Origin of the sequence: Amphritea atlantica, from assembly GCF_024347255.1 — a bacterium.
GTDB lineage: Bacteria > Pseudomonadota > Gammaproteobacteria > Pseudomonadales > Balneatricaceae > Amphritea > Amphritea atlantica.
Genome location: NZ_AP025284.1, coordinates 666,331 through 682,307, shown reverse-complemented (window position 1 = coordinate 682,307; position 15,977 = coordinate 666,331). Strand labels below are relative to the sequence as shown.

Below are 15,977 nucleotides of genomic sequence, written 5' to 3'. Positions count from 1 at the left end.
TTGCGTATTGTATTAATCACCCCTCTACTGACTCTATTCGCTGAATCACCGCTTCAGCCAACTCGTCCGGATTAAACTTGCCAATAAAGGCATCAGCACCAACACGCTTCACCATCGCCAGATTGAAGCGACCACTCAGTGAACTGTGTAACATCACGTATAAAGGCTTGAGACGAATATCCTCACGAATCTTCTTCACCAGAGTATAGCCATCCATCTGCGGCATTTCGATATCGGAAATCACCATCAGAAACGTATCGGTCATCCGCTGATCTTTGTCAGCCATCTCTGTCAGCATATCAAGGGCCGCCTTACCATCGTTCGCCGTGGTCACCTTTATATTCAGGTTTTCCAGTGCTTTCTTTACCTGTGTCCGGGCCACACTGGAATCATCGACAACCAGAATATGGTATTGCGCAGCATTCTTCTTGAAGCTCTCAGTAACTTTGGTTGTCTTTACATCAGTACTCACAGGAATAAGATCAGCCAGCACCTGCTCAACATCAAGAATCTCAATCAGGCCTCCTTCATGCTGAACAACGGCGGTCAGATAGTTCTTCTCATTGGTTTCAATAGGTGGAGGACTGACCTGATCCCATTTGGCAGGCAGAATACGATCAACATTGCGCACCAAAAACGCCAGAACCCGGCGGTTATACTCTGATACGATCAGAAAACAGTTCAACCGATCCTCTGCGGGGATGGGCTCTGCGCCAATTGCCTGAGAAAGATCAATCACCGGAATCGTTTCCCCACGGATATGGGCCAGGCCTTTAAGAGCAGTGGTCTGCTTTGGAATACCTGTCAATTCAGGACAGGTCAGAACTTCCCGGACTTTGAAGACATTGATACCATATTCCTGGTCATCATTAAGCCCAAACAAAAGCAGTTCCAGGCGGTTCTGTCCCGCCATATTGGTACGTTGGTTTACAGTACTGTTTATACCTGACATGATGCTCTCTGTACTATGCGTTACCTGAACATTGCCAACATTATTGATGAGTAGCAATGCGAACTTCCGGATCAAGCGTGAAAAAAAACATATTCTCCACAATAATCACACTTATAGCTATGTTAGTCGTGCCAGTAAAGAGCACTCTGGCCGCTGAAACAGACTCGATTAGCCAAAAAGCACAGCGATTCCTGGAGCAACAGTACCAGAAAACAGCCCCCATGGCGCGCACTGTCGTCAGAGTATCCCCCCTGGCACCCACCCTGGATAAACGCCGCTGCAATGGCCCGATATCCTTTATTCATGCACCCGGCAGGGCAACCCGAATAACGGCCAAAGCGATCTGTAATCAACCTGTATGGACTATTTTTATCACTGCTACCATTGAGCAGTGGCAACCTGTTGTGGTCTCCAGCCGGGCACTGAGTAAAGGCACCATTTTGGGTGATTCTGATATCTATCTGAAAGAGTATGACACCAAAAGTCTGTCTTCAGCCTACTTTACCAACCCCGGAGAGCTGATCGGCAGAGAGGTCAAGCGGTCGCTTGCCTCTAACCAGATCATCTCTCCGACGCTGGTTGAAAAAAGATTACTGATCCGAAAAGGAGACCTTGTCTATATCGAAGCCAGAAAAGGGACTATGACCGTCCGCATGACCGGTACCGCCGAACAGGACGGTTCTCTGGGAGAGCAGATCAGTGTAATCAACAGCCGTTCAGGCAAACAGGTTCACGGATATGTAAAGAGCCAGGGGGTGGTTTCAGTCAATGGTCAATAGCAGCCCTCGCAGGCCGATATTTGAGCTGCTATACTGGGCTCATTAATTTACAAATAGCATTAAAGTTTTCCACCAGCGCGCCGATAGCTGTATTCAGAACAGCATGAGGACCAGAAAATGGTTATTGATATCACGGGTTTAACGTCTTCTTCACAGGCGGCTAACTCTCGTGCCAAGGTAAATGATCAGCCTGCAGCCGGGAGTAAATCTCAGCAGACTACTGCGCCAGAGACACCCGTCTCAGCGGGAGTCAGCCTGAGCGATGCTGCACAGGCAGTACAGAAAAGTGTCGGACAGGTCGTTGAAGAGGGCATCTCTGTCAATGAGCAGAAAGTTGCCGAGCTGAAAGCTGCAATAGATGACGGCAGTTATCAGATCAACTATGAAAGTACCGCTCGCGGTCTGTTCCAGATCGAAAGCATGCTGGATTGATACCGTTGAGCGCACAGCCACCACTCGATCAAATTAATGCCCTGACCACTCAGGGCATTACTTTTCTTACAGCACTGAGTGAATTGCTTGATGCAGAGTACCAGGCGCTTCAGCAGCGCAACATCGAGCATCTACAGGAACTGGTAGAAAAGAAAACCGATATTCTTCAACAACTGGAAGAAAACAACCAGACCCGCAATCAACTCTTTATCGCTGCCGGTATAACCCCCGACAAAGAGGGTCTGCAAAGCTATCAGGTACAGCTAAACAATACTGAATCAACGTCATTCCGCTCATGCTGGATAGAACTGGAGCAGGCACTGCATCAGGTCAATGATAAGAATAAGCGCAATGAGATTATCATCAGCCGCAACAGCCGCAACCTGGAACAACTGATGAGCATCATCAGAGGCCAGAACCAGAAAAATACCCTTTACAATCAAAGCGGCGGAAAAGGTAACTACGCTGCCCAGAACAGCCTGGGAAAAGCCTGATTTTTTTCGATTTACCCGTGACCTCAGGCGCCAGAACAAGTAGAATCCCTGCCACTGCCTCCCCGTAGTTCAACCGGATAGAATAGGGCCCTCCTAAGGCTTAGATAGGGGTTCGAGTCCCTTCGGGGAGGCCATTCCTGATTCTGTCGTTTCAGCTATCAACTAATAAAACGATCCCAGAAAGAGTACTTCCTGCTAATAACAGGTCCGATTACGGCCACCGCCTTTGGCCCGATAGAGTGCCTTATCCGCTCTGGCAACCAGAGACTCTTTGTTATCACTCGCTTGCGCCTGTACCAGCCCGGCGCTCAGGCTGACATTAATAACCTGCCCTGAGCCGGTTCTGAAATCCACTTCTGATAGTTCTAATCGAAGCCGTTCCACCGCGGTGAATGCATCATTGATCTCCACTTGCGGCATGATGATAACGAACTCCTCACCACCATAGCGATAAGCGCTATCGACACAACGCAGATGTGACTTTATTAAAAAACCTAATTTTCGCAGTACCTGATCGCCAAACGGGTGCCCAAAGCGATCATTAACATCCTTAAAAAAATCCAGATCAAGCATGCACAGCGTCAGGGGTTGCTTATAGCGGCGAGATCTTTCAAGCTCATGTTCCAGCTCGTTATAGAAATGTCTGGCGTTGTACAGCTGAGTTAAGTCATCAACCTGGCTCAGTTCTCGATAGCGTTGCTCGCGTTCGGTTAACTCAAACTCAGCTTTCTTACGATCAGAGATAACCACCAGTGTTTCGATAGCGCCTATAATCTCACTGTTTTCATCTTTGATAGGCGAGGCTGTAAAGGATAACCACTCCCCTCCTATACCGATATCAGGAAAAAAATCCTCTGCCATAAAGGCGCCCGGAAGAACGTCTGATGGATGATACTTAGCTGCATAGAACTGATCCAGCTCGGGTATATTCACCCCGGCGACAATCAGGTCTGCCATGGTCGGCCTTTTATTCTTGTAAAAGGGTCGCCACTGATCCTGAGTACCAACCACATCACGACTACTCAGTCCTGAAGCAATTTCCAGTGAGACATTCCAGTGGGTAATCACATGTTGAGTATTGATAATGAAGGCAGGAATCGGAATGTTATCCAGCAGATTTCCAATACCGATTCCATCTAGCTTCTTTTTTGACACAGATAGATCGCTCTCATTCAAATTACCACGTTGAATACAGCATCGAGCATTCAAGAACAGGGGTTGTTAGCCCGCCTTTGATTTAATATCCAATTGTAACCAAGGAATGAAAAACGGCCTATAGCACCTTAGATTAAGCTCTTATTGAGCTTTTAAATAAGGCAGGAGGATCTTAAAAAAAATGCCCCGCTGATAGACAGCAGAGTATAAAGTGGGAGTGAGTTGAGAGAATCCCCCGAACAGGGGACCTGAAGGTCGATACGCTAAACTGAATAATAACCGGCTGACGTTGATAACCACATGCCGCCATCGCAAACGATGAGCCGTTGCTACTCATTACTCATCAGTAACTCATGCCCTACTACTTCATCGATGACTGCATAGGGGATGCGGTACTCCTTCTCCTCATATTTAACCAGGGCGTAGTCATAACACATTTTCAGAATAATACAGTTGGCCACCTGACCATCCTTCACCACACGAATAATATTGCGATTATGAAGCAGCATCTCTAAACCCTTTAACATCTTAATAAGTAGAATCATTCTACCACTATAGATATTGCAGACATATCCGCTACAGACGAAAGAGTGGCGTAGCCGCTATTGGCAGATGCACTGAAGAAGAATCGGCAGACCCGGTTAGAAAAAGACCATCCCTGGCCAAAAGAGTGCTAAACCACAACAGCATGGAGGGGTCATGCTGATGATAGGCGGGATATCTCCGATACCCCGCTGATGCGACACGACGTTGTCGTGACGATTACCTACCGGAGGCCCGCAGATTTTGTACCGTCATCTTACTCTCCGGTGTCAGTTCAGGATCGATAATTCCTTTGAACTGACCCGTAGTACAGTGCTGCGCCTGCATGTCGATCATGGTAAAGGAGTCATCAATTGAAACACCACTGCCCTTGTTCTGCGGCAGGTGATGATCAGGATGCGCCTGACCAATACTGAAGCTCTTCCAGATTGCACCATTTCTGTCGTACGTTACTGTACGGGGAATAGTGAATGTCTGTGCATCAATGAAATGCTGACGTTTACTGATCGGATGGTTTGGATCAAGCGGCTCACCTTCAAGTTGATACACCTTACGCAGCTGATAGGTAACGTTCGGGAAACAGTTACCCTTGCCACCGTATGAGATCATCTGATAACCGTCTTCATCCTTAGGAATCTCGGTATCCAATGGCATATCATTGTGGTTATACATCGGCAGCAACATGTTGCGGGTGCCTTTGTAGGTCCATTTCATATCGGAAATACGTCCGTTATACCCTTCAAAGTCTTCGATCATAATATCCGAGCCCAGAAATGCATCGGTAACCTGACCAGAAGACAAACGACGTACGCGACGCTGGAAACCCAGATACAGATAGGCGTTGTCCCGCTTAAGATCATCCTCAAACCGCTGAATCAGCAACTGAGTGTTCTTCACATCAAAGGGTTCCAGTACCTCCAGATAGGTGGCGCGGAACAGATTTGAAGGGTTTGGCGTAATGGCCGGAACCGGGGCCTGCTGAGTACGATGAGTAAAGTTCAGAAAGTTAAAATTGAACTTCAGTGTTCGCTCAGCCTTGCCGCTGTTCATATCTTTGAAGGTCCAGTAAAACGGCCAGATCGCAGCAGAATCACCCCAGTTGTAACCATATTTGAAGTTCCACGCCAGCTTTTCACCCGCACGCGGATCATCCATGGAGGGTTCCTGAGGGAAGGGACGGCCCGCTACCGAGCCGCTGATCTCACCGACCTTATCGCCCAGTTTGACATCGTTCATATACTTACGGGTCGCGTCAACATAGCTCTTATTGAGATCGAAAGAGGTGGTTTCACCCACTTTTATCTCGGTATCACCGGCTTTAATAAAATCATACATCGCCGGATCGATAATCTCTTTAAACTGATCAACATTTGCCTGGTTGATGGTCATCCCGGCACTTAAGCCCTGATAGGTTGGGACACCATTTTTATACGGATAAAATGCATTCTGTACATCCTGCTCAGTGGCAGCCATTGCTGACGCAGATACAATCGTCGTCAACGCCAGAGAGATAAAGGTTTTCTTAAACATAATGGTTTACCTTCTTATCGTTATATTTATTTAGAAGCTGTAACGCACGGACAGCTGGAATTCGTCTTCCTGATTGGCTACACCGATCGGGCCGTTCAGGAATCGCGCCAAAGGCTCGGTCTGACCGCCTGCAGGTGCACCGCCGGCCACAGACCATGGGAAGGTTTTCTTGCCGCCCTCTTTAATATTGAAAGCCGCATTAACCTTCCAGTGGTCATTGATCAGATAGTCAATGCTGGGAGCGACTGCGGTGGCTTCTGCTGCAAAATCATGGGCAATAATAATTTGCGGGCTGAGACGGTTATTCATATAAAAGCCTTTGAATAACAGTGTTGCGATCCAGTTATCCTTCTTGTTGGGCATATCTCTTTCGTGATCAAGAATATGTTCACCAAACAGCTGAGTGGATAACAGGAAGGCACTATTGGTGCCAAGCTCAGGAATAATGATGTTTTTGTCAAAGCCGATTACATAACGAAGCATATCGGTCTTCTTATAACCATCGGTATCACGGGCTAACTCTTCACCCTCGGTATAGGCCGTCTCCAGACGCCAGACAGCATCCTGATCCATCGAGTAGTAATCGATTGAGCCGCCCAGAAGATTGACCTCTGGGAAATGGATATCGAACAACCCGAAATTACTACCCGGTCCGCCCAACGCATGGATAGAAGGCAGCTGTTGACGATAGTGCAGTGCATTCAGTGAGAAGGTGGTATCACCATAAACGCCTTCCCACTTGGCACCAAACTGGGTATTTCTCAGTGACCACTCATAATCAACCACATCATTAATGACGTAGGGGCCACCACCGTTAATGCGTGACGCAAAGAAACAGCCGCCATCAAGAATTGCATAGGGCTGACCACAGGTACCCAGATTACTGGGACGGAACTTATCAATATTCCACACCAGGGAGAAGTTGGAATCATCAAATACCTTATTTGGACCCATGCGCCACTCTGCGGTGAGCATCCACTGAGGTATACGAATATCTTCCAGCTCGTCGTAGATATTATGCCGGGAGTAATCCACCGGGTTGATCACATCCAGCACGCGGAACAGGTCGGTTTTACCCCAGACGACCTGTTGCTTACCAAAACTGAGATTCAGAACAGTACCGCTGTCCAGCTGTTTATCGGCGCTGATATAGAGTTCGCGGATAAAGTCCAGCTGATCATTAAAATCGGGATAACGGACATCATTTTCAGACTGATCCATATAACCATCAAGGTTGTTACACAGCTGAGGATCATTCTCACATGGCAGTGGTGTTCCGGGTGCCAGAATCGCTGTCGAGATGTCCTGACCATGCCAGTTTTCACCCAGATAGTTTGCCTGTGCATCTTTGCCGTACTCGTCACTGTTAAGATCGTAAACACCATCATAGGTGGCCCGCAACGTACCGTTAATTGAGACGTTATCCCAACCATCGGTTTCCAGCTGTTTGGAAAACTCTGCCTGGGCTGTATTACGGAACTTAGATAAACCAACACCATCACGCACGTAGGTGGCATTTTCGACGAAACCTGCCCACTCAGTATCGGCCGCAACCGCAGCGGTGCTTAGTCCCAGTGACATGGCAGTGACTCCCATAGCCACACCGGCAGCCACCTTATTCATCGTCATTATTATTGTTTTCGACATGTTTAACCCCTTTCAGGTTTTTGGTTTTTAACAAACGGGTGTCGTAGCGCTTTTGGGTGAACGATCATCACCCAGCGCATCCGCGTGGATCACACCATCCTCATCTTCATAGGCGGCACAAATAAATTTAGGTTTGAACACCAGCACCCAGGCAGGTACCAGCAACATTGCCGCAGCACCGTTGAGAATAACCATCACGCTCAGCAGTAGTGCAGCATCGGACTGGAAGCGCAGATCAGATAGCACCACCCACATGACAATGCCAGCGATCAGAGTGATAGCGGTGAAACTCACCGCCAGGCCCGTAGTCCGGATCGCGGTACGTACCGCAGCACTCAGGTTATGCTGCAACACCATCTCAGAGCGGATGCGGTCCATCATGTAGATGGAATAGTCAATCCCAACCCCGACGCCGACCGCGATGATCGGCACGGTGTTGATATTGATCCCCATCCCGGTGATGCCCATATAGGCGTAGGTCAGCGTGGTGGCGAACATCATCGCCATGAACATCATCATGCCAGCCTGCAGCGAGGTGTAGAAAAACATCACCATGGCGAAGATCAGCAGGAACACCAGCGGCAGCACCCAGAGATTGGTCTCATAGGCGGCTTCATTCATCGCCGCAGTGACCCCAATAGTGCCCCCCGCCAGACGGATCTTCAGTCCCTCGACCTTGCCTTCATTGGCATCGATCCACTGCTTGGCGGTGTAGATTGCCCGGCGAATAGTCTCGCCCTGATGGTCTTTGTAATAGAACACCAGATTGGCGACCCGCTCATCGGTATCGACAAACTCATTCAGTGCCCCGGGGATCGGGCTGGACATCATGTAGGTAAACATCAGCCCCCCCACATACTGAGCATCATCGGGGATCTGCATCCAGCGCGGATCATCGTTGTGCAGTAGACGATTCACCTGTTTAACAAGATCGGGAATCCCTTTGGCACCACCGACGCCGGGGTCCATCAGCATATGACGTTCAAGGTCTGCCAGCGCTTTCAATACTTCCGGCCGTTTGATGCCGCCTTTCTCACTGGTTTCAGCGACGATATAGAGCTCTTCCGAGCCTGGGAAACTGTCATTAATAGCACCGGAAGAGACGTTATAGTCGTGATCCTGATAGAGAATCGGTGAGCCTGGCTCCGATTCACCAATCACCACTTTCGATGAGGCATACCAGCCTCCCACCAATAGCAGCGCACCGATCAGCAATGCATTCTTAGCCGCCTTACGGGTACTGATCAGGTCCGCGCAGACATAACCCACATTACGAAATACATTGTGTTTTACGGCATAGTTTTTTGGTTTCGGCAACACCGACAGCAACATCGGCACCGCCAGCAATACGGTAATGATGATCGACAGAGCCCACAGCGAGGCATAATGCGCCAGCTTTGTGTTCAGCGGGATGGAACCGATGGCGATCAACAACAAACCGATCGCATCAGACACCACCCCAAGACTGCCAGGACGGAACAGACTTTCGAAGGTCTGCTTAGCGGCTTTGTGATGGTCCGCATGGTCATTCAGTTCCAGATAGTAACGTTCAACAATCTGGATACCGTGAGACATCGCCCGGGCAGAAATAAGGAAAGGGATCACCAGCCCCAATGGATCGAGGTTGTAGCCAAACAGGGAGATAATCCCCAGCCCCCAGATAGTTGATACCACCACTGCGGCCAGCGGGATCAACACGCCATAGGCTTTACGGAAATAGAACACCAGCAGCGCAATCATAATCAGCGCGGTAAACATAAAGATCTGGATAATCTGTCCCAGATACTGATAGGCCCAGCCCACCAGCATTGGCTGCCCGGTCACATGAATGCTGAAACCCTCTGCGCCCTCATCGGCACGCATCTGCTGAATCGCATCAAAGGTTTTAACGTAATCCAGCTGACCCTCGTTAAGCTGCGCTTTCACCAGCGCCATCTTCATATCCGGACTGACCAGAGGGCCATAGACACGGGGGTTGGCGACAATGTCCTGACGCAACGTTTCCAGCTCAGCCGCACTCAATTCGCCACCCTGCGGATCATAATAGGATTCAGAATTCACGTTGCCCTCAGGCGTCATCCATACTTTGCGGGAGTTGCGATGGGTGATACTGGCCACCAGGTTGTGGTTAACCCCCGGCAGGTTATCCACCGCCTGAGTGATACGGTGAATCCGCGCCAGCGCTTCATTACTGAAGATATCGCCGTTTTCAACCTCAACCCCGACGATCACCACATTGGCACCGCCAAAGGACTCCTTAATCTCGTTATGCAACACGATATAGGGGTGTTCCTGAGGCAACAGATCGGCAAAATCAGAATACATTTTTACGCCGGGAATCTGGCTGGCAAAGAACAGAGTAACTACCAGAATCAGCCCCAGCACAATTTTAGGGCTATTGAAAATCCGCTCATCCAGATTGTGTAGCAGATGAGTAATCTTATGGGATTGTGCAGATGCTTTATCAGACATATCCGTAGTTCCAGAAATTATTATTATTTAAATCCGCCTGCAGAAAGGCTCAGATATCGACCGTAAAGAGGGCTCCCCAGCCGCCGGATACCAGCAGGCGTTTGTCATCCAGTAACTTGCCGTCCCGCAGGTAGACCGGAATATTGGGGCTATCCAGTTTGCGCCAGCGGTCGTCCTGCCGTTCCAATACCGTGCCGTGGTCTCCAAAGGCGAACAACCGGCCATCCCGGGCGTAAAAGTTATAGATCGGTGAATCAGTCGGGGTATCCTCAGTCTGCCAGCTCTGGCCAGCATCATCGGTGTATAGAATGGTGCCTCCCAGCCCTGCGACCCAGCCGGTTGAGGGATCACTGAAATAGCTGGTCATGGGGAAAAACTCGTTGGGGATCGGATCGAGCATCGTCCAGTTTTCACCACCATCCTCAGAGCGGGCCAGCAGTCCAAACTCCCCGGTGGCAATCAGATTCTGACTATCAAAAAACTGCACCGTAGAGATGGCGGCATCTTCGTTGAGGCTCTGTTCAGTCCAGCTGGCACCTTTATCATGACTACTGACCAGGGTGCTGAAACTACCGGCAGCCCAGTAACTGTTATCAGGCCCACAGGCCACTGAGGTCAGGCTTTCCTGAGTGGGGATGTCACTGCTGTGCCAATGCTGTCCCTGGTCTTCACTGATCCACAGCTGATGCTCCATACTCAGGGCGATAAGTGACTGATCGGGACAGAGTTTTATATCGACAAAGTTGGGATTGTTACTCAATTGCTGCCGCTGCCAGTTAAGCTCGCTAGCAGGACTGGTCAGCACCACGCCATCGGAACCGACAACAACCACCTGATTCTGGCTGACTGCCACACCCAGCAACTGATCGGTGCGATGCACCGCTTTACTCATCTCTGTTTCAACCCCCTCAAGATTCAGGGGAGCCTCGCATCCTGCGAGAAAAGTTGTCAGAGCAAAAACTAACGTTGATCTGAGCTGCCTGTTATTTGTTATTTTTATAAACATGACTTACGCCTGCACTGTTTACTAATGTTGGGAGAATTCTCACTCCTGACAGACAAAATAACGCAGGCAACTCATTACCATCCAATACTATTGATATTCCATCTTAATACTTTTAAGGTATCAATGAATTCAAACCGAAACAGGTGAACGAATAATGGATCTGCGTAAACTCAGATATTTCAAGGTGGTGGCGGATGAGAAACATATCGGCAGAGCGGCCAAAGTACTGCATATTTCACAGCCGCCGCTGACCCGACAGATTCAGCAACTCGAGGAAGAATTAGGCGTCACTCTTTTCAGTCGCAACCCTAAAGGGATGGAGCTGACCGATGCAGGGGCACTACTGAGGGAGGAGGTGAGAAATATTTTCAGCCTCATAGAGCAGGCGACTGAGCGCACCCAGAAAGCGGGACAGGGACGCCTTGGCCGTATGGATATCGCTATATTTGGTTCCGGTATCATGGGGGATATCCCCAAGATGCTGCTGTTCTTCAAAGAGCGTTACCCGGAAGTCAATATCGTCCTTCATACCATGGGTAAGGGTGAGCAAATTAAGGCACTGAGACAGAAGCGTATCAGCGTAGGTTTTAACCGCTTACTGGCCCCCCTGGCGGATATCAGCTCAGAGCTGGTATCAATGGAAAAGCTCAGACTGGCGATCAGCACCAAACACCCGATGGCGTCACTGGAACATATACCCTTTGAAAAAATCAGAGAGTTTCCTCTGGTGATGTACCCAACAGCGGGGCGCCCTAACTTTATCGACAAGACTATCAGGCTCTGCCAACTGGCCGGATTCACCCCCGATATATCCCAGGAGGTCGGTGATGCGGTTACCGGAGTCGCCCTGGTTGCCAGTGGCTTTGGCGCCTGTTTGGTGCCCGAATCAGCCACCGTGCTAAGCATTCCCGGCGTAGTCTATAAGCCGCTGTCTGATACACCGGATGAAGCAGAGGTCGATCTGAGCTGCATCTACAGAAACGATGATGAGTCACCGTTGCTAAAGGCGTTTCTCGAAACCCTGAAGGAGTTTCGTACCATCAAGGATAACCGCAGCCTGGATGAACTGTGCTAAGCGTAGCAGAACAGTGCCCCGAAGCACTCTCCAGAGCTCTGATAGAAAAAAATAAAGAGGGCTAGCGCAATGCTATTCGGATGGTTCCCGTTTGGCGAGAATATTTTTTGACATTTTACCGATCACCGCAATCTCAAGATCACTTTCAGGAAAGGTGCGACAGGCAAGCACACAGCCCGCTTCCAGTTCAGCTTCACTCACATGACAGCGACTCATCACCTGACGGCTATACTCGCCGGACAGCACCCTGACTTTACATACCCCACAACCACCACCCCGGCAGCCCAGAGGAATCCCTTTTTTGCCCAGCCGCGCCATGCCATGGAGAACTGATTCATTTTCCCGGCAATCATAGGCTTCATCCTGTTCTGCCAGGGTTACCCGAAAACTAGCCATTGCCCTGCCCCTGTTTGCGGGCATCCACTTCCGCTTTTCTCACAGCACTGGCGGGGTTTCCGGCAATATACCAGTCCTCCGGCCTGACTAAGCTGCAATAGCCTCTGATCAGTGAGCGATCAATGTTGAGGGTATGACATAGCAGTTGAGTAAACTGTTCGCCGATTGCCGTTCGCTGCTCCAGAGAACGTCCCTCCAGCACAATGAACTCAAAGAACGCCATTATCTTTTCAGAATCGCTACAAACCTCACCGCCAACCGCGACATAATCCGGGTTATAGCTGCTTATAAACACCCGCGTCCGTTCAATCGGGCTGTCCAGCACCTCAGCATAGATGGCACTGGCCTGTTGTAATATCTGCCGGGCGGATTCCTGGGTAATCAGTGCTTCGGACAGATGGAATTTTGCGACTGGCATCGTTTAGCATCCTGTTATTGTTATCACTGCTTATGCGCCTGTTGTTTTAATAATAGAAGAACTCCGTGAATCCAGAGTTCTTCGCTATATTTTCTATGGCAATCCCCGACGACGCCCAGAGTCCAGCATCAGTGTTGATCCGGTCATAGCGGTCGCTTCCGGATCGATCAGCATATCCACTGCCCAGGCCACCTGCTCTGGCGTGGTGAAGGCACTGATAGAGGACTCCGCTTTCATCTCATCCAGCACATCATCAACCGTACAGCCGCGCATCTCTGCCCGGGCCACAGCAACATTTCTCAACCGTTCGGTATCAGCAGGGCCTGGCGCTATGACATGCGCTGTGATACCCCGGTCACCGTAAGCCAGACTCAGCTGCCGCGAAACGTTGAACAACGCAGCATTAGCAACACCAGCAGAGGCGGCGTAGGCGGTGGGTTCAAGACCGTAGTGGCCACCAATAGAGATCAGTCGGCTGCCCTCAGTCAGAAAACTGTCGGCAGCCCGACTCAGGCGCAACAAGCCACCGACTTTGATATTCACAGCATCAACCATTGTCGCCGTTGGCGCTTCGAGAATTCCGCCAGCCACGCCAACACCCGGGCCGTGCACCACCGCCCTGACAGCGCTATTCAAAACAGCGCCATCCAGCACTGTACGAATCGCCTCAATGGCGCTGTCATCACTGATATCAGCCACACAGGGAGTGACACCCGCATGGGTTTCTGACAAGGCCTGCAAACTGGTTGCTGAACGCGCTACAGCAACCACCTTCAGCCCTCGATTCAATAATCGCCCGACAATCGCCTGACCAAAAGCGCCGGTTGCTCCGACCACAATCGCCGTTTCACCCTTAAAATCTGTTTTCATCTCAACCGCCTTTCAGTCGACCCGTTAAAAATTCTGTTTCAATAAACCACGCTGTTTCGCCATGGTCATCGCGGTGTCCTGAATCATATCCTCCTGACCACCGATCATCTTTTTGCGTCCCAGTTCCACCAGGATATCCCGGGCCGGAACACCAAACCTTTCTGCAGCACGTTTGGCATGCAAAAGGAAAGTCGAATAAACCCCGGCATAGCCGAGGGTCAGAGAGTCCTTATCCACCCGGACAATGTGATCCATCATCGGGAAGATAATCTCATCGGCAATATCCATAGTTTTAAACAGATCGACACCGGTTTCGATGCCCATCCGTTCGCAGACCGCGATAAAGACTTCCAGTGGCGTATTACCCGCCCCAGCTCCCAGACCGGCCACTGAGCCATCAATACGTGATGCACCCGCCGCAATAGCCGCGATGGAGTTGGAGATTCCCAGCCCCATATTGTGGTGGCCATGGAAACCGATCTCCGTTTCCGGTTTCAGGACATCCCGAAGAGCAGTGACACGTTGAGTAACATCTTCCGGCAACATGAAGCCAGCAGAATCAGTGATATAGACAGTATTGGCACCGTAGGACTCCATTTTTTTCGCTTCCTGAGCCAGCGAACTGGCATCAGACAGGTGAGACATCATCAGAAAACCGGTGGTATCCATCCCCAACTCACGGGCACAGGCAATATGCTGCGGCGAGGTGTCCGCTTCGGTACAGTGGGTTGCCACATGTACGCTGCGGGCGCCTGAATCATAGGCGGACTTCAGCTCTTTCATGGTGCCCAGCCCCGGCAGCAGCAGGACAGATACCACCGCCTGCTTCATCCGCGACGCAACCGCTTCAATATATTCTTCATTACTGGCCAGGGCGAAACCATGCTGCAGCGAGTTGCCGCCCAGACCCGCCCCGTGGGTCACCTGAATATAGGGCATCCCGGCATCATCGAGAGCGGTCGCAACTTTGACCATCTGCTCGACCGAGATCTGTTCCCGCTTGGCATGCATACCATCGCGCAGACACATATCATGCAGAATGACTTTACGTCCGTTCAGATCGCTCATGACGCCACCTCCACAGGGTTTAGTTGAATTGTTCCGGCGAGTATCTCCTCGGCAAACATCTCCGCTGTACGGGTTGCCGCAGCCGTCATAATATCGAGGTTACCGGCATACTTAGGCAGATAATCCCCCAGCCCCTCAACCTCCATAAACACAGCGACCTTATTGCCCTCAAAGCTCGGGCCATTCACCAGTTTGTAACCCGGTACATACTTCTGCACCTCTTTGATCATCGCCAGCACCGACGCGGTGATTTTTTCCTCGTCCGGCTCGCCTTCGGTGAGACAGTAGATGGTGTTACGCATAATCATCGGTGGTTCTGCCGGGTTGATAATCGCCAGCGCCTTACCCTTTTTCGCACCGCCTACCACTTCAATCGCGTTGGAAGTGGTATAGGTAAATTCGTCAAGATTAGCCCGGGTGCCGGGACCGATCGATTTAGAGGAGAGGCTGGCGATAATTTCAGCGTATTCGACGCCCTGTATCTGCGACACAGCACTGACAATCGGAATCGTCGCCTGACCCGCACAGGAGATCATATTGACGTTCATCTCCACTTTTTCAGCATGCTGCTTCAGGTTTACCGGCGGTACACACAAAGGGCCTATCGCTGCGGGCGTCAGATCGATCATCATCACCCCAAGTTCATTCAGCTTGCGGCTGTTCTCGGCATGCACATAAGCACTGGTGGCATCAAACGCGATCTGAATCTCATCTTCCAACACATGAGGGAGTAAGCCGTCAATGCCTTCATAGGTGGTTTTCAATCCCATCGCAGCGGCCCGTGTCAGACCTTCTGATTCAGGATCGATACCGACCATCCACACCGGCTCCAGCAGTTCGCTGCGCTGTATTTTATAGATCAGATCGGTGCCAATGTTGCCTGATCCGATCAATGCACATCTGATCTTTTTCATGACTTATCCTCTTCCATAAGGGAGGCTAACCTGGCCTGATCGGATGCCCGCCCTGCTCGTCCTCCCACATAGAACTCATCTTTTTTATGTTCGGTTACCAGAATACGTACGGTATCGATGCTGACACCAAAACCTTCTGCCGCAGCCTTAGAGATGGCTGCCGCTGCGCGGGCCTTAATCTCTGAGCTACGTCCTTCCAAAATATGAACTTCAATAATCGGCATAA

The 15,977-nt window shown here is 50.3% G+C and carries 17 protein-coding genes and 1 tRNA gene; 5 read left to right on the top strand and 13 right to left on the bottom strand.

Going from position 1 to position 15,977, the window contains the following annotated elements; all coding sequences use genetic code 11:
- Positions 1–16: 16 nt before the first annotated feature.
- Positions 17–952: a chemotaxis protein CheV gene (locus tag OCU43_RS03140; protein ID WP_091361478.1), complete on the bottom strand. Its 936-nt coding sequence runs from the start codon at positions 950–952 to the stop codon at positions 17–19.
- 221 nt (positions 953–1,173) lie between these two features.
- On the opposite strand from OCU43_RS03140, the gene flgA reads away from it, so the two are divergent.
- The 4 genes from flgA to OCU43_RS03120 all read left to right on the top strand — a co-directional run bounded on the left by flgA (position 1,174) and on the right by OCU43_RS03120 (position 2,791).
- Positions 1,174–1,731: a flagellar basal body P-ring formation chaperone FlgA gene (gene flgA, locus OCU43_RS03135; protein ID WP_261832972.1), complete on the top strand. Its 558-nt coding sequence runs from the start codon at positions 1,174–1,176 to the stop codon at positions 1,729–1,731.
- 117 nt (positions 1,732–1,848) lie between these two features.
- A complete protein-coding gene (gene flgM, locus OCU43_RS03130) occupies positions 1,849–2,163 on the top strand; it encodes a flagellar biosynthesis anti-sigma factor FlgM (protein WP_091361481.1) in 315 nt (104 codons plus the stop codon).
- 5 nt (positions 2,164–2,168) lie between these two features.
- Positions 2,169–2,657 (top strand): flagellar protein FlgN, encoded by a 489-nt coding sequence (locus OCU43_RS03125; protein ID WP_175483599.1) that lies wholly within the window; start codon positions 2,169–2,171, stop codon positions 2,655–2,657.
- Between the two features lie 58 nt (positions 2,658–2,715).
- Positions 2,716–2,791: transfer RNA gene (locus OCU43_RS03120), tRNA-Arg, on the top strand.
- Positions 2,792–2,852: 61 nt separating this feature from the next.
- Here OCU43_RS03120 and OCU43_RS03115 read toward each other — a convergent pair.
- From OCU43_RS03115 to OCU43_RS03090, 6 genes are all read right to left on the bottom strand, one after another.
- A complete protein-coding gene (locus tag OCU43_RS03115) occupies positions 2,853–3,812 on the bottom strand; it encodes a sensor domain-containing diguanylate cyclase (protein ID WP_217647477.1) in 960 nt (319 codons plus the stop codon).
- Between the two features lie 329 nt (positions 3,813–4,141).
- Positions 4,142–4,321, bottom strand: a complete 180-nt coding sequence (locus OCU43_RS03110) for a hypothetical protein (RefSeq protein WP_091361487.1) — start codon at positions 4,319–4,321, stop codon at positions 4,142–4,144.
- Positions 4,322–4,574: 253 nt separating this feature from the next.
- Positions 4,575–5,885, bottom strand: a complete 1,311-nt coding sequence (locus tag OCU43_RS03105; RefSeq protein ID WP_091361488.1) for a DUF1329 domain-containing protein — start codon at positions 5,883–5,885, stop codon at positions 4,575–4,577.
- Positions 5,886–5,915: 30 nt separating this feature from the next.
- Positions 5,916–7,532 (bottom strand): DUF1302 family protein, encoded by a 1,617-nt coding sequence (locus OCU43_RS03100; protein WP_245756630.1) that lies wholly within the window; start codon positions 7,530–7,532, stop codon positions 5,916–5,918.
- Between the two features lie 27 nt (positions 7,533–7,559).
- Complete coding sequence (locus tag OCU43_RS03095) at positions 7,560–10,004, bottom strand: efflux RND transporter permease subunit (RefSeq protein ID WP_091361492.1); 2,445 nt, start codon at positions 10,002–10,004, stop codon at positions 7,560–7,562.
- Between the two features lie 49 nt (positions 10,005–10,053).
- Positions 10,054–10,896 carry a WD40/YVTN/BNR-like repeat-containing protein gene (locus tag OCU43_RS03090; RefSeq protein ID WP_245756631.1) on the bottom strand — a complete coding sequence of 281 codons (843 nt, stop codon included), beginning with the start codon at positions 10,894–10,896 and terminating at the stop codon, positions 10,054–10,056.
- Between the two features lie 268 nt (positions 10,897–11,164).
- Between OCU43_RS03090 and OCU43_RS03085 the strand changes: the two genes are divergently transcribed.
- Positions 11,165–12,085 (top strand): LysR family transcriptional regulator, encoded by a 921-nt coding sequence (locus OCU43_RS03085; protein WP_091361495.1) that lies wholly within the window; start codon positions 11,165–11,167, stop codon positions 12,083–12,085.
- A 72-nt stretch (positions 12,086–12,157) separates the two neighbouring features.
- Here OCU43_RS03085 and OCU43_RS03080 read toward each other — a convergent pair whose 3' ends face one another.
- The 6 genes from OCU43_RS03080 to OCU43_RS03055 form a co-directional block, all read right to left on the bottom strand.
- Complete coding sequence (locus OCU43_RS03080; RefSeq protein ID WP_091361497.1) at positions 12,158–12,481, bottom strand: 2Fe-2S iron-sulfur cluster binding domain-containing protein; 324 nt, start codon at positions 12,479–12,481, stop codon at positions 12,158–12,160.
- Entirely contained in the window at positions 12,474–12,899 is a 426-nt protein-coding gene (locus tag OCU43_RS03075; protein ID WP_091361499.1) for a tautomerase family protein, read from the bottom strand. The genes OCU43_RS03080 and OCU43_RS03075 overlap by 8 nt, the downstream gene beginning before the upstream one ends.
- Before the next feature lie 93 nt (positions 12,900–12,992).
- Positions 12,993–13,769, bottom strand: a complete 777-nt coding sequence (locus OCU43_RS03070; RefSeq protein ID WP_091361501.1) for an SDR family NAD(P)-dependent oxidoreductase — start codon at positions 13,767–13,769, stop codon at positions 12,993–12,995.
- 24 nt (positions 13,770–13,793) lie between these two features.
- Positions 13,794–14,837, bottom strand: coding sequence for a 4-hydroxy-2-oxovalerate aldolase (gene dmpG / locus OCU43_RS03065; RefSeq protein WP_091361502.1), 1,044 nt, complete (start codon positions 14,835–14,837; stop codon positions 13,794–13,796).
- The gene (locus OCU43_RS03060) at positions 14,834–15,751 is read right to left on the bottom strand and encodes an acetaldehyde dehydrogenase (acetylating) (RefSeq protein ID WP_091361504.1); all 918 of its coding nucleotides are present in this window, start codon (positions 15,749–15,751) and stop codon (positions 14,834–14,836) included. The genes dmpG and OCU43_RS03060 overlap by 4 nt, the downstream gene beginning before the upstream one ends.
- A complete protein-coding gene (locus OCU43_RS03055; protein WP_091361506.1) occupies positions 15,748–15,975 on the bottom strand; it encodes a tautomerase family protein in 228 nt (75 codons plus the stop codon). The genes OCU43_RS03060 and OCU43_RS03055 overlap by 4 nt, the downstream gene beginning before the upstream one ends.
- Between the last annotated feature and the right edge of the window lie 2 nt (positions 15,976–15,977).

Bases quoted from the DNA above. Each gene is read 5' to 3' on its own strand.
- OCU43_RS03085 (WP_091361495.1), top strand. From the start codon at position 11,165: ATGGATCTGCGTAAACTCAGATATTTCAAGGTGGTGGCGGATGAGAAA.
- dmpG (WP_091361502.1), bottom strand. From the start codon at position 14,837: ATGAGCGATCTGAACGGACGTAAAGTCATTCTGCATGATATGTGTCTG.
- OCU43_RS03095 (WP_091361492.1), bottom strand. From the start codon at position 10,004: ATGTCTGATAAAGCATCTGCACAATCCCATAAGATTACTCATCTGCTA.
- flgA (WP_261832972.1), top strand. From the start codon at position 1,174: ATGGCGCGCACTGTCGTCAGAGTATCCCCCCTGGCACCCACCCTGGAT.
- OCU43_RS03100 (WP_245756630.1), bottom strand. From the start codon at position 7,532: ATGTCGAAAACAATAATAATGACGATGAATAAGGTGGCTGCCGGTGTG.
- OCU43_RS03090 (WP_245756631.1), bottom strand. From the start codon at position 10,896: ATGAGTAAAGCGGTGCATCGCACCGATCAGTTGCTGGGTGTGGCAGTC.
- OCU43_RS03060 (WP_091361504.1), bottom strand. From the start codon at position 15,751: ATGAAAAAGATCAGATGTGCATTGATCGGATCAGGCAACATTGGCACC.
- OCU43_RS03110 (WP_091361487.1), bottom strand. From the start codon at position 4,321: ATGCTGCTTCATAATCGCAATATTATTCGTGTGGTGAAGGATGGTCAG.
- OCU43_RS03140 (WP_091361478.1), bottom strand. From the start codon at position 952: ATGTCAGGTATAAACAGTACTGTAAACCAACGTACCAATATGGCGGGA.
- flgM (WP_091361481.1), top strand. From the start codon at position 1,849: ATGGTTATTGATATCACGGGTTTAACGTCTTCTTCACAGGCGGCTAAC.
- OCU43_RS03080 (WP_091361497.1), bottom strand. From the start codon at position 12,481: ATGGCTAGTTTTCGGGTAACCCTGGCAGAACAGGATGAAGCCTATGAT.
- OCU43_RS03070 (WP_091361501.1), bottom strand. From the start codon at position 13,769: ATGAAAACAGATTTTAAGGGTGAAACGGCGATTGTGGTCGGAGCAACC.
- OCU43_RS03105 (WP_091361488.1), bottom strand. From the start codon at position 5,885: ATGTTTAAGAAAACCTTTATCTCTCTGGCGTTGACGACGATTGTATCT.
- OCU43_RS03075 (WP_091361499.1), bottom strand. From the start codon at position 12,899: ATGCCAGTCGCAAAATTCCATCTGTCCGAAGCACTGATTACCCAGGAA.
- OCU43_RS03055 (WP_091361506.1), bottom strand. From the start codon at position 15,975: ATGCCGATTATTGAAGTTCATATTTTGGAAGGACGTAGCTCAGAGATT.